Origin of the sequence: Nitrobacter sp. TKz-YC01 (genome assembly GCF_047824785.1) — a bacterium.
GTDB lineage: Bacteria > Pseudomonadota > Alphaproteobacteria > Rhizobiales > Xanthobacteraceae > Nitrobacter.
The window spans coordinates 1,298,166-1,310,713 of the sequence record NZ_CP181167.1; the positions used below are offsets into that span (position 1 = coordinate 1,298,166).

At 62.3% G+C, this 12,548-nt stretch carries 10 protein-coding genes and 1 pseudogene; 9 read left to right on the forward strand and 2 right to left on the reverse strand.

All coding sequences use genetic code 11. The features are described 5' to 3' along the window. Positions 1 to 15 precede the first annotated feature (15 nt). Entirely contained in the window at positions 16 to 2,544 is a 2,529-nt protein-coding gene (locus ACMYR2_RS06175; RefSeq protein WP_416193866.1) for a DUF3772 domain-containing protein, read from the reverse strand. A 241-nt stretch (positions 2,545 to 2,785) separates the two neighbouring features. Between ACMYR2_RS06175 and ACMYR2_RS06180 the strand changes: the two genes are divergently transcribed. The 9 genes and pseudogenes from ACMYR2_RS06180 to ACMYR2_RS06220 all read left to right on the forward strand — a co-directional run bounded on the left by ACMYR2_RS06180 (position 2,786) and on the right by ACMYR2_RS06220 (position 11,871). Next, positions 2,786 to 2,908: a hypothetical protein gene (locus ACMYR2_RS06180; RefSeq protein ID WP_416193867.1), complete on the forward strand. Its 123-nt coding sequence runs from the start codon at positions 2,786 to 2,788 to the stop codon at positions 2,906 to 2,908. Between the two features lie 112 nt (positions 2,909 to 3,020). Further along, the gene (locus tag ACMYR2_RS06185; protein ID WP_347262713.1) at positions 3,021 to 3,296 is read left to right on the forward strand and encodes a hypothetical protein; all 276 of its coding nucleotides are present in this window, start codon (positions 3,021 to 3,023) and stop codon (positions 3,294 to 3,296) included. Between the two features lie 126 nt (positions 3,297 to 3,422). Further along, a complete protein-coding gene (locus tag ACMYR2_RS06190) occupies positions 3,423 to 4,652 on the forward strand; it encodes an acyl-CoA dehydrogenase family protein (protein WP_347262714.1) in 1,230 nt (409 codons plus the stop codon). An 8-nt stretch (positions 4,653 to 4,660) separates the two neighbouring features. Further along, positions 4,661 to 5,203, forward strand: a complete 543-nt coding sequence (locus ACMYR2_RS06195; RefSeq protein ID WP_347262715.1) for a flavin reductase family protein — start codon at positions 4,661 to 4,663, stop codon at positions 5,201 to 5,203. A 160-nt stretch (positions 5,204 to 5,363) separates the two neighbouring features. Beyond that, positions 5,364 to 6,584: pseudogene (locus tag ACMYR2_RS06200) on the forward strand (citrate transporter). 174 nt (positions 6,585 to 6,758) lie between these two features. Beyond that, positions 6,759 to 7,778 (forward strand): hypothetical protein, encoded by a 1,020-nt coding sequence (locus tag ACMYR2_RS06205; protein ID WP_416193868.1) that lies wholly within the window; start codon positions 6,759 to 6,761, stop codon positions 7,776 to 7,778. Between the two features lie 179 nt (positions 7,779 to 7,957). Continuing rightward, on the forward strand, positions 7,958 to 10,087 hold the full coding sequence (locus ACMYR2_RS06210; RefSeq protein WP_416193869.1) for a TonB-dependent receptor domain-containing protein: 2,130 nt from the start codon (positions 7,958 to 7,960) through the stop codon (positions 10,085 to 10,087). Between the two features lie 190 nt (positions 10,088 to 10,277). Further along, on the forward strand, positions 10,278 to 10,865 hold the full coding sequence (locus tag ACMYR2_RS06215; RefSeq protein ID WP_416193870.1) for a hypothetical protein: 588 nt from the start codon (positions 10,278 to 10,280) through the stop codon (positions 10,863 to 10,865). 4 nt (positions 10,866 to 10,869) lie between these two features. Further along, positions 10,870 to 11,871 carry a cytochrome-c peroxidase gene (locus ACMYR2_RS06220; protein ID WP_347262719.1) on the forward strand — a complete coding sequence of 334 codons (1,002 nt, stop codon included), beginning with the start codon at positions 10,870 to 10,872 and terminating at the stop codon, positions 11,869 to 11,871. Positions 11,872 to 11,966: 95 nt separating this feature from the next. Here the strand turns inward: ACMYR2_RS06220 and ACMYR2_RS06225 are convergent, their stop codons facing one another. Beyond that, on the reverse strand, positions 11,967 to 12,407 hold the full coding sequence (locus tag ACMYR2_RS06225; RefSeq protein WP_347262720.1) for a hypothetical protein: 441 nt from the start codon (positions 12,405 to 12,407) through the stop codon (positions 11,967 to 11,969). Positions 12,408 to 12,548: the final 141 nt, after the last annotated feature.

Here is a 12,548-nt window from a genome sequence, read left to right on the forward strand (position 1 = left end):
ATTCGGCGGTGAACGTCAGCTTTCTATTGATCTTATCCGCCGCCGTGATGCTCCGGAACGCTCGCTGTCGGCAAGGTCGCGCACCAGGGTTTCGATGCGATCGAGGTTGTGCACATGCAGGTCCCGCTTGGCGTTCGGAAGCTCGATTCCTTCCTTACGGAAGCGCTTGAGAATCTCGAGCCTCACCTCGTTGGCGGCGCCGGCGTCGATGCCGATGTGAGCGACGTGAAAGAAGACCGAGAATTCCAGCGCGTCGGGGCCGAAATTATTGAGAATTGCGAACGGTTCAGGTGACTTCAGGGCGCGCGGGTGGCGTCCGACGATCTCGAGCAGGATTGCAAGAACCTTGTCCGGGTCCGCATTGCTGGAGGTGCTGACCGCCACGGACAGACGGGCCGAATAGCTGCCATGCATCCAGTTGACCACCTGACCGCTGATCAGTTCCGCGTTGGGCACGATCACCGAGACGTTATCATAGGTGGCGATCTCGGTGGCGCGTACGTTGATGCGCTTCACGACGCCCATGCGGGTGCCGACCTCGATGCGGTCTCCGACCTTGATCGGTCGCTCCACAAGCAGAATCAGGCCGGAGACGAAGTTGTTGATGATGGATTGCAGTCCGAAGCCGATGCCGACCGACAGCGCGCCGGCCACGATAGCGACGTTCTGCAGGTTGAGCCCGACATACGACAGCGCGATCAGGGTCGCGAGAATGACGCCCGCATAGCCCGCGCCGGTGCCGATCGAACTGCGAACGCCGACATCGAGATTTGTTTCAGGAAGGAAACGCTCCTCCAGCCATCGCTTGAGCGCGCGCGTGGCGACGACGCCGATGGTGAGCACCGCAAGCGCGCCGAGAATCTGGGACGGCGAAATGGTGATGTTGCCGATCTGAAAGCTGAAGAACGCCGACGACATCGACGTGACGACGTCGTCGGAACGAATTCCCCAGGTCGTGAGAATAAAAAAGGCCGTTAGTCCGATCAGGGACAGCTGGATGAGGCCGCCGAGCACCGCGGCGATCTGGCGGACCGCGCCGCTCCCCAGGCCGGCGGTTTGCCGCAGAAAGCGGCCGATCGCGCCATTGAAAGCGAATGTCGTATTGACGAGAACCGCCAAGAACCGGCTCAGGAGGATGAAACTCATGAGCGCGACGACCATCACGACCATTTCGATCGTGATGAACCGGCCTAATGCGACATATCCCGCGAGGGGTCCGATGATGGCGGCCATGGCCATCATCCAGCCGATCGGAATCAGCAGGCGCCATGCGGATCTTTGGGCGGAGGAGGGTGCGGCGGATTCCTCCTCGGCTTCGGTGGCGGCCGCAACGCGCAGCGCGCCCATGAACAGAAGCGCTTTCGTGATCGCAAGTATCGCCTGGCTTGCGATCGTAAGCTCGATTGGCGATGCGATCGCCAGACTGAGCGCGTCCAGCACGATGCCGACCGCGGTGACCATGGCGAGCAGCACCGAGTAGGAGATCAGGCCGTCGGCCGCGGCATTGTCCAGTTCGATCAGGCGCCATGACGGGCGGCCCGGCGCGAGGACCGCGCTGGTCAGCCGGATAAAGAAGAACCCGAAGGTGATGCCCAGAAACAGCGCCCGAACGATCGGCGTCACGTCGCCGGGGAGGACCTCGAGCGTCAGGAGCGCCTGGTACAGCACCAGCAGCGCGACGGCCGTAAGCGCCGTATCGGTGAACACGATCGCGGCAGCGGAACCCGTCTTTCGCAGCGCGCTGGGATTGGCGATCTCCGGATCGCGCGTCGTCCATCGTGACCACCAGCGCCTGCCCGGCGACAGGAAGAATCCGAGCACGACGATGGCGGCGATAACAAAGCCGGACGCGGCGCGAAGCGGCTGTGACGACAGCACGCGCCCCCACTTGGAGAGCAGATCGACCAGGCGGCCGGCGGCGATCGGAGCTGCGTTCGCGGCCGTGAGCCAGAACGTGGGATTGACGAGGCTGGCGGAGCGCTGCAGCACGGATTCGTTGAATACCGCGCGCCGCCGATCGGAGATCGCGTCGATCGTTTGCTGGGCTCGCACGTTGATGAGCTTGGCCTGTTGAATGACGCCTTGCCTTGCGGCGATCTCCGCCAGCAGCTTGGCCCGTTCGAGCTTCACGTCGTCAGGCTGCGGAGCGGTGGCTTCAGGGCTTGGCGCGAGTTCGGCGGCGCGCGCGCTGGCCGCCTCGAGACGAGGCGTGATTTTTGATATCAGCTCGCGTGCTTCGCGCTGCGCCGTCGCGGATCGATCCCGAAGATCGTTCAACATGGTGTCGTGAATGACTCTGGCGCGCAGCGTCGCCTCGACCTGATCGAGCGTCTGCTTCCACTCGTCGAGTTTCGACTGTGCTCGCGGAAACTCCGGCGCCGGAACGGACGGCAGATCCTCTGCGGGAGCAGGAGGCGCGGCGGGTGCGGCGGCCGGACTTGCCGGCTTGCCGTTCCCGGCTGCCGGCGCGGTCGCGGCTGTCGCGGCATTCAGAGGCACCCAGGATAAGAAGATGAAGAAAATGGCCGCGCGGATTGCCTTCATGCTCTTTGCCTATCGAAACTACGGAGGATTGACGATGCAGCATTCCAGAACGGAATGGCGGAGCCGGCCGTAACGGCTTTCCGGTGCCTGTCCGACCGTGTAATGCGCGTGAAAGCGCACAGTTCATTTTCGGGGTACAATAGGTAGAAATCCGCCTATTGTGTGTAGGATGGTTCAGCCGCCGCTGACTTTAGCGAAATGATCCGGTATCCGGCCTCTCGTCAATGCTGGACGAGAATGCTTGACGAGGTTGGCCGGCGGCAAGGTCCGGGGTGAACGCCCGGCCGGCTTGCAGGCCAATCCGTCGCGGCCGGTCGGGATTCTGCCGTCGGCCCGTGTCGGCGCCGTCGGCCTATATAGTTGATAAAATTAACATATTTACTTGAGTGATCCACCTCACGGTTTTTCCCGGCTCAATGGCTCAGGGTAGCGCATCGACACCGGCCGCAAGTTACGGCCAGCCCGAGGAGCCCACGATGACCGTCGTTCATGCTGAAACTGTCCGTCAAGTCTCCGCGATCCTGGCGGTCGCGACCGTTCTGACCGCGCTGGCCAGCCCGAGCTTTGCTTTCACGGCTGAGGCACAACGACAATGCACGGGCGACGCATTCCGCCTGTGCAGCTCCGAGATCCCGGATATCGGCCGGATCACCGCCTGCATGGTCAAGAACCGCCCCAGCCTCAGCTCGGGCTGCCGTGTTGAACTTGACAAAGGACTATCCGCGCGAACTCACAGGGTCGCCGCGCAGTAAACGGCTGGATCTGGCGGATGTCATCTGTTGTTGCTCCCCCTTTTGCTCCCTTGTAGTTAGGATGGTGCGCCTACGGCGTCCGCTGCATGGGCGAGGTCGGCCAGCCGAATTTCGGGGGATTGTCAAATGGCAGGTAACGATCCTGGCACGCCCGCAAATCCGGCGGAGTCTGGCGCGGGCGATCATGCCTACGCGGCCGTGATGGCGCGGGCGCGGGCGCTCGTGCCGCAGCTGCGTGAGCGGGCTGCCCTTAGCGAGGAGTTGCGGCGTCTGCCGCCGGAGACCGAGAACGATTTTCATGAGGCCGGATTATTCAAGATCCTGAAGCCGAGGCGGGCCGGCGGCCTTGAATTCGACTACGTCGCTCTGGTTGACTTTGCCGAAGCGATTGCCGTCGCCGACGCGTCGGCGGCCTGGACGCTGGCCAACCTTGCGAGCCATCACTGGATGCTCGGCATGTTCGATCACCGGGCCCAGGATGCCGTCTGGGCGAAAGACCCAAATGCGTTGATCGCCTCATCCTTCGTGTTTCCTTCCGGTCGCGCCACCAAGGTTGAGGGAGGGTACCGCCTGCAGGGTCGCTGGCCGTTTTCCTCTGGGGTGGACTGCTGCACCTGGAACATGCTCGCCGGGCACGTTTCATCCGATGACGAAGCCGATGGCATCGAGTACAGGATTTTCCTGGTCCCTCGCGAGCGCTATCGGATCATCGATATGTGGAACGCCGCGGGCCTGAAAGGAACGGGCTCGAACGACGTTGCCGCCGACGATGTCTTCGTCGAGGAGGCGATGACCCTGTCGGTCGCGGATATCGCCGGAGGCCTGTCACCCGGCAGCGCCGTCAATCCGAATCCGCTTTATGCGCTGCCGGTCTTCGCGCTGTTTCCGTTCGTGCTGTCGGGGGTGGCGCTCGGCAACGCCCAGGGGTGTCTCAATGACTACATCGAGATCGCGCGGCACCGCGCAACCACTTTCAACCGCGCCAAGCTCGGCGATCTTCAGTCCACGCAGATCAAGATCGCCGAAGCATCCGCGAAAATCGACGCCGCTCGCCTGGTCATGCGCTCGATCTGCATCAGAGCCATGTCCGATGCGCGGCGCGGGCTTGTCCCCGACATGGCGGTGAAAACCGGATGGCGGCGCGATGGCGCTTATGCCGTGACCTTGTGCACCGAAGCGGTGTCGTTGCTTTTTGCGTCAAGCGGCGCGCGTGGGCTATTCGCCGGTGCTCCGCTGCAGCGTCAGTTCCGTGATGCGAACGCGATCAATTCCCATATCGCATTCAGCTTCGATGCCGCGGGCACAGACTATGGCCGGGTCGCCCTCGGGCTGCCGTCGCAGAATCTGACGTTGTGAGGCGTCTGATGACTGACGGTTCTGAACTTCCCGACCCGCCGGATCCGGCTCGCGAACTGGCGAGCGGGGAGTCGGCTCTCGATCCGCGCGACTTCCGCAACGCGCTCGGAACCTATGCGACGGGAGTCACCATCATCACGGCTGTCGACGAGGAAGGAAAGCCGCACGGGTTAACCTGCAATTCGTTCGCGTCGGTCTCGCTGAATCCGCCGCTGGTGCTGTGGAGCCTCGTGATCTATTCGCGGAACATGAGCGTCTTTCAGAACGCCAGCCACTTCGCCGTCAATGTGCTCGGGGCTTCACAGCAGGGTCTTGCGGCCAGGTTCGCGCAGCCGTCGAGCCGGAAGTTCGAGGGGACCGACTGGAAAGCGGGTCTCGGCGGCGCTCCGCTTCTGGCGGGCAGCGTTGCGAACTTTGAATGCCGAGCCGTCGATCGTTATTACGGCGGAGATCACGTCATCTTCCTCGGCGCCGTGGAAGCCTATAGCTATAACCGGGACGAGGCGCTGTTGTTCGCCCGCGGCAAGTATGGCCGTTTCGTCGGCGAATGACGGCCTGCAGGGCCGATACGGCAGCAGACTGAATTCCGGCGATGTCCCACGAGCCGGCACGTCGAATGCTCCTGCCGCGGCATTCCGGCTCCTCTTCCTCAGCCCCGGTGTTGGTTCGTCGTCGCCAGCATCCTGCCGCGATTGAATGTCTGGGAGCACGATGGCCGGTTCGATTCTGATTGTTGGAATACCTCTCGATTTCATCTTCTTTGCGTTCATCCTGCTCGGCATTGCGCTATTCCACCGACATACGCTTCCGATCGCGTTGACCGGTCTCGCCGTGATCATCGGTTACAAAGTAGGGTTCACGGGATTCAGGTCCGGCGCGGGGGTGAGCGGTTTTGCCCATCACATGGCGCACGAGTGGGTCATGCTGGCCAACCTGTTCTTGCTGCTGATGGGGTTTGCGCTGTTGTCGCGGCACTTCGAGGAGAGCCGGATTCCCGACGCGATGCCGGCGGTGCTGCCCGATGACTGGAAAGGCGGCGTCGTCCTTCTCGTCATCATTTTCGTTCTGTCGAGCTTCCTCGACAACATCGCAGGCGCGCTGATCGGAGGAACGGTGGCGCGCCATGTTTTTCGAGGGAAAGTGCACATCGGTTATCTGGCTGCGATCGTCGCGGCCTCCAATGCGGGGGGAGCAGGAAGCGTCATCGGCGATACCACAACGACGATGATGTGGATCGACGGCGTCAGTCCGCTCAGTGTGATCGAGGCGTATGTCGCGGCCATCGTGGCGCTCGTGATCTTCGCGGTTCCGGCCGCGATGCGGCAGCATCGCTTTTCGCCGATCGTGAAAGATCCGCGGCGCGGTATGCGTGTGGACGGCGCGAGAGTCTTCGTCGTCACGGTCATCCTCATCGCGGCGCTGGCGGCGAACGTGACCGCCAATCTGAGATTCCCGGCGCTGCTCGATACGCTTCCCGTGCTCGGGCTTGCCGTGTGGGCGGCGATTTTGCTGACGGCGTTCTTGCGAAGGCCGGACTGGAAGGTGATGCCCGAAACGTTCAAGGGCACGATCTTTCTTCTGGCGCTGGTGACCGCCGCTTCCATGATGCCGGCGGAGACACTGCCGGCGGCATCGTGGTAGACGGCGCTCGGGCTCGGCTTTGTTTCCTCGGTCTTCGATAACATCCCGCTGACCGAACTGGCGCTCAAGCAGGGCGGCTATGACTGGGGATTTCTCGCTTATGCTGTCGGCTTCGGCGGTTCGATGATCTGGTTCGGCTCCTCCGCGGGCGTGGCGCTTTCGAACATGTATCCCGAGGCGAAATCCGTGGGCCTGTGGGTCAGGAACGGCTGGACCATCGCGGTTGCCTACGTTGCCGGCTTTTTCGTGATGCTGGCCGTTCTCGGCTGGCATCCCGACGCGCCGCATTGAAGACGCATCGGTTTGACAACGTTGCGTGGCGCATGCAGCGCGTCTCGGCGGTCCCGGTTAAGCCGGCTTTCCGATCGGGAGACATCCTAAAATTTCCGCAATGATGTTCGAGGTAACGATTTTGCAAGTCATTGAAAGTTACCGATTAGTTCAACCTGTATTGGAGTTATTAACGTGAGCGACCATTCGTCTGATCGGACTGCCGGTGAGCGCGATAACAAACTCCCTGAGACAGGGGACAAGCCGTCGCCCGGCGACAACAAGCCGGCAGCGCCTCGGATCGATCCCGCGACCGACGCTGAAACCGACGCGGAGGCTCCGGCGATCAAGGCGCTTCGGGACGAGGCTGATGCGGAAGGGCAAGCTCCTGCGGTGGAAGTCTCTCCGGTCGAGCCCGAGGTTGAAGTGGAAACTTCCAGGTCCGGCCTGCCGCGAGAACTCGGCAAGGCCATGATCGTGACGCCGTTCCATGATGGGGGCTGGGATCGCGCGGCCGCAGATCACGGCCCGGCGGCATCCGGCGGCGCGCGGACCTCGCGCCGGTTCGGCAAGCGGCGTCTCGCCGCCGTTGCGGCGATGGCGGTATTGGCCGCGATCACCGGTGCGATCGGCGGTTCGCTCGCCACCTCCGGCCTTCGCCACGGCATCGCGGATGAACAGTCGTCGGCGGCCACGGACCGCACTCAGGCCCTGGAGGCCACGATCAAGCAGCTTGAATCCGAAATCGCCTCATTGAAGACAGGCGTCGATCGCTCGGCCAAGAACGATGCGGGCCGCTTCGCCAAGGTCAACGATCGCCTGGACAAGATCGAGAAAGCGCAGACTGACTCGGCGGCGAAGTTGACGAAGCTCCAGGAAAAGATCCAGGAGACGCTGGACAAGCCGCATACGGCTGCGGCGCCGGCAGCACCGTCCGCGCCGGCAACCGTCGCGGCGAACGTGACTGGCTCGATTCCAGTTACCGAGCCGGTGCCGCTGCCGTCGCCCAAGCCCGGCATCGCGCGCCTGCCTACGGTCCAGGGTTGGATCTTGCACGATGTCATGGACGGCATTGCCTTGATCGAAGGCCGAAGCGGCGTCTACGAGGTTCGCTCCGGTGATCCGGTTCCGGGGCTCGGCCGCGTCGATGCGATCCGCAGGCAGGATGGCCGCTGGGTCGTCGTGACCAGCCGGGGACTGATCGGAGCACGCTGACGCTCTCCGCGACGGGCGCCGGGTACCCGGCGCAAGAACTCATTGATCACATCGCTATATATGTGTCAATATGTCGCGATGTTGCTTACCTTTACTCTCGGCATCGATATATTCTATTAAATATATCGATTCTTCCGGGGGTAACGATGATACTGTCAAAGAATTGCAAGAGCAGGGGGGTGCTCCTGTCGTCGGTCGCGATTGTTGCGATGACGGCCGGCGCGGAAGCGCAGGATCGCGACCAGGATCGTGATCGTGACGGAGTTTATCAACTCGGCGAGATCTACGTTTCGGGCGGAGGGCGCAACGGCACCACGAGCGGCAGCGGAGGTGGCGTCGGCGGCTCGACGGTGTCGCGCGAGCAGACCTGGACCTTTGACAGGCAAACGCTCGACCAGGCGGTGAACCTCGTGCCCGGTGTCAATGGCACGCAAACGGTGAACGGCCAGCGTAACGAGACCGATATTTTCGTGCGCGGTTTCGGCCGCTGGCAGGTGCCATTGATGATTGATGGCGTTCGCGTCTATCTTCCAGCCGACAACCGGCTTGACTTCAGCCGGTTCCTTACCGGCGACGTCGCCGAAATTCAGATTCAGAAGGGTTACTCCTCGGTGCTCGACGGGCCGGGCGGGATGGGCGGGGCCATCAATCTGGTGTCCCTCAAGCCGGTCAAGCCTTTCGAAACCGAGCTTAATGCCGGCACGATGTTCGACAATCGCGGAGCATTCCAGGGTTGGAACAGCTATGCGAGAATCGGCTCGCGCCAGGAGAAGTTCTACGTTCAGGGCAGCGTCAACCAACTCAGTCAGGATTTCTGGTCGCTATCGCGCGGTTATTCGCCGTACCCGGCGCAAGGTCCTTACGCCGGCTCGTTGGAGGATGGAGGACGGCGCAACGGTTCAGACACCCAGGACTGGAGATTGAACCTCAAGGCAGGTTACACGCCGAACGAAACCGACGAGTACAGCATCAACTATATCAAGCAGTCGGGCGCCAAGGGCGCGCCCCTGAATGTCTACAACAATCCGCCGTCGAGCCAGAACAGCTTCTGGCTCTGGCCGGTATGGAATATCGAGAACCTGTCCTTCCTGTCGAACACACAGCTCGGCGACGCGTCCTATGTCAGGACCAAACTTTTCTACAACAAGTTTTACAACGTGCTGTCGGCGTATGACGACATCACCTACTCGTCGCAGTCGAACAACGGCCGCTTCAACAGCTTTTATGACGATAACGCGCGTGGCGGGTCGGTGGAGGCGGGCACCGAGCTGATACCGATGAACACGTTGAAGGCGGCGTTCCATTACCGGCAGGATTTCCACGCCGAGTGGAATCACAACCGCCCGACCCATCCGACGATGGCTATGCTCGAACCGAGGCAGAACCAGGCGCAGACGACATGGTCGATCGCCGCGGAGGATACCTTCCATGTCACCCCCGACTTCGATCTGGTGGGAGGCGTCAGCTACGACAAGTACGCGATCAACCGGGCCGAGGAGTGGGACAGCGGCGGCGGGTTCATCTATGAATATCCGAAGGGGGGCTCCGATGCCCTGAACTGGCAGACGGCGGCGATCTGGCGCTATAACGAGACCGGCCAGGTTCATTTCAGCGTATCCGACCGCACGCGCTTTCCAACCATCTTCGAGCTTTACAGCCAGCGCTTCGGTAACGCGATTCCGAATCCCAATCTCGGCCCCGAGCGCGCCACCAACTACGAACTGGGGTGGAAGGGCCAGATCGCTTCCAACGTGAAGGGAACGGCGGCGATCTTCTACAGCGACGTGCGCGATCTGATACAGGCTGTTCGCGTCAGTCCGACTCAGTCGCAGACGCAGAATATCAACCAGGGACACTTCTACGGATTTGAGGCATCGTTCGAAGCGCGACTCTCCGCGCAGTTCATGATCGGCGGCAACTACACCTTCATCGAGCGGAACGTCAGCGACGTATCGATCCCCGGTTTCAGGCCGGTCGGCGTTCCGACCCAGAAGGCGTTTCTCTATGCCACATGGCGGCCGATCGAGCCGCTTGCCATCACGCAGAATCTCGAAGTCACGAGCGACCGCTGGAGCGACGTCCTGGTCGGTACCCAGGGACCGAACGCGCCTATCCGCGCGGCCTTCCCCGGTCTCTATATCCGCACCGGGGCCTATACGCTCGCAAACGTCAACGTCAATTATCAGGTGACGGAGAATGTCGAGGTGGCGGGCGGTGTGAGAAACCTGCTCGACCAGAACTTCGAGCTTGCGTGGGGATTGCCGCAGCCGGGACGCACATTCTACCTCAAGGCGCGGGCCAGATTTTAGCTTGTAGCGTTTGCGAGCGAAGCAGAATCCGGTTCGCGTGAAGAAAATGCGTCAATGCATGAAGACTCCAGTGCGGTGGTCGCGGCGAGGAGATGCACGCCCGCCCTCCGGCGTGCATCTCTCAACCGCGCCGCGCTGATTGTGTCCGCCTGAATGTGCCCGCTCTCATCGGCTGTTGCCGCGCAGACGGATGCGTTGTATTCATAAGAATATAGATGGTCGTGGGGACGGGGAGGAAGTCATGCGCGGGAAGATGTTATGGAATCCGGTGCTGGGCGCGCTGGCCGTCGCCATTGTCGCAGTGGGGTCGGCCGAAGCGCAGGAGGCCGCCCAGCCTGCCTGTACGGCACCGGTCGCTCCGACAGGTGAACTGGCGCCCTGGACCACGCCATTCCCGTTGCAGGCGGCCGGCAGCGAGGCGGGTATTTCAAGCGCGAGCTTGCCGGTCGGCCGGGCCGCACGCCTGACGTTGCTGCAGACGCCGCAGGTGCGTTATGCGCTGCGTCCCGAGAAGCCGGGCGGCTCGGTCAGCCATGGCGGTCTTGTACGGATCGATGTGCGCGAAGCCGGCACCTACCGGGTGGCGCTCGACTCAGCCGCCTGGATTGACCTCGTGCGTGACCAGCAGGCGTTGATCTCGACCGCGCACGGGCATGGACCGCACTGCACCGGGGTCCGCAAGATGGTGGATTACTCCCTCACTCCAGGTCCTTACATCCTGCAGATATCGGCCAATGGCCAGCCGCAGATGACGGTCCTGCTCGCGCGCCTGCCCTGATCCCGTGCAGATCCGGCGTTTCTCGCGTCCGTTGCTGTCAGCCGGGCTGCTGCTGATCATATCATTGTCAGCCGCGCTGCCGATGGGAGAAGCCCCATGGCGCTGGACGCTGCCGGCCGGGGTTTCGGCGCCGCCGGTTCCAGCCGACAATCCCATGACCGCCGCCAAGGTCGAACTCGGCCGGCGTCTGTTCTATGATGCCGATCTTTCGATCGACGGCACCATGTCCTGCGCCACCTGCCACGTGCAGAAGCACGCCTTCGCCGATAGCACCCGCACCCGTCCCGGCGTGACCGATGAGCCGGGGCGGCGCAACGTTCCAGGGCTCGCCAATGTCGCCTGGTTCACGCCGCTGAATTTCGCGGATCCGGCGGCCACGACACTTGAGGCGCAGGCGGCGACCCCGGTATTCGGCACTCATCCGGTCGAGATGGGAATGGCGGGGCGCGAAGCCGAGATCGGCAGGCGGTTCGGACGCGACAGCTGCTACCGGGTGATGTTCGCGCGCGCCTTTCCCGACAATGGCGGTCGCATCGACTTCTCCAATGTGGCGCGCGCGCTGGCGAGCTTCGAACGCACGCTGATCTCTCGTGGCAGCGCCTGGGACCGGCAGCAGCTTGATCCCGAGGCACAAGCTGGTTCCGTGCTGTTCGTCCGCGATTGCGCGAGCTGTCACTCAGGAGCGAACTTCACGGATTTGACCATGCACCGTCTCGGTCCGGTCGATCCCGCGCTGGCCGATCAGGGACTGTTCGAGAAAACGGGGATCGAAACCGATCGCGGCAAGTTTCGTACGCCCTCGCTGCGCAACGTAGCGCTGACCGGTCCCTGGTGGCACGATGGGTCGGCGCGGACGCTCGATGAGGCTATCGTCAGGCACGGGTTGACGCACGACGCGGGCGAGGTGGCGCAACTGATCGCTTTCCTCAACGCTCTGTCCGATACTGAATTTACCGGGCGCAAGTCGCTCGCCATGCCTGAAGAGGCCTGCGGCAAGCGCCTATAATTAGCCCCGGCCAGAGGCTTGTTCACCGATCGGCCGCGCGCGAATGATCCGCGCCATTGATCGCCGTGATCAGTGATGACGGCCGGCCGCGCGATTCATGACGAGTTCTTGCTGCCACGCTGCGGCGGCTGGGGATTGTTTTCTGGATTCGTATCGTATTTGGATAATCGCGTGATAGGTCCGCCAGCGGCGAGCGGTTGCAGATCGGCCTCCAGGCTGTCGGCAATCTCCTTGGCATAGACCTCCTGATCGTCCACATAGAGCGTGAAGGATTTCAGATATTTTTCCTTCTTCGCCGAATCCTCGATCGTCGCCTTGGTCCACTGGTAAAGCGGATAGCCCTCGACGCCGCGCTCTTCCGCCGTGGTGACATACTCCGAAAAGGCATCGAACTGCGATTTCGGCACGGCGCGGTGTCTGGTGAGGATCTCGAAGAGACGCGTCAGCGCCGGGTCCTGCGCTTTTCTTCGTATCGATTCCGAGGTCGCCGCATCGACGACATCAAACCGGACCTGATACTGCCATTGAGGAACCATGTGCTTCCGCGCTCCCTGATCGCGCCCTCGCCATAAAGCCTAATGTTCGCTCATCATGATGTCCAGCAGCCGATCCACCTGCGATCGATCCACGCGGCCGTTGAGGAGGTTCAGCGCTCAACCTTGCTTTTTCGGAACGGA

Bases quoted from the DNA above. Each gene is read 5' to 3' on its own strand.
- ACMYR2_RS06175 (WP_416193866.1), bottom strand. From the start codon at position 2,544: ATGAAGGCAATCCGCGCGGCCATTTTCTTCATCTTCTTATCCTGGGTG.
- ACMYR2_RS06185 (WP_347262713.1), top strand. From the start codon at position 3,021: ATGACCGTCGTTCATGCTGAAACTGTCCGTCAAGTCTCCGCGATCCTG.
- ACMYR2_RS06190 (WP_347262714.1), top strand. From the start codon at position 3,423: ATGGCAGGTAACGATCCTGGCACGCCCGCAAATCCGGCGGAGTCTGGC.
- ACMYR2_RS06195 (WP_347262715.1), top strand. From the start codon at position 4,661: ATGACTGACGGTTCTGAACTTCCCGACCCGCCGGATCCGGCTCGCGAA.
- ACMYR2_RS06215 (WP_416193870.1), top strand. From the start codon at position 10,278: ATGCGTTGTATTCATAAGAATATAGATGGTCGTGGGGACGGGGAGGAA.
- ACMYR2_RS06225 (WP_347262720.1), bottom strand. From the start codon at position 12,407: ATGGTTCCTCAATGGCAGTATCAGGTCCGGTTTGATGTCGTCGATGCG.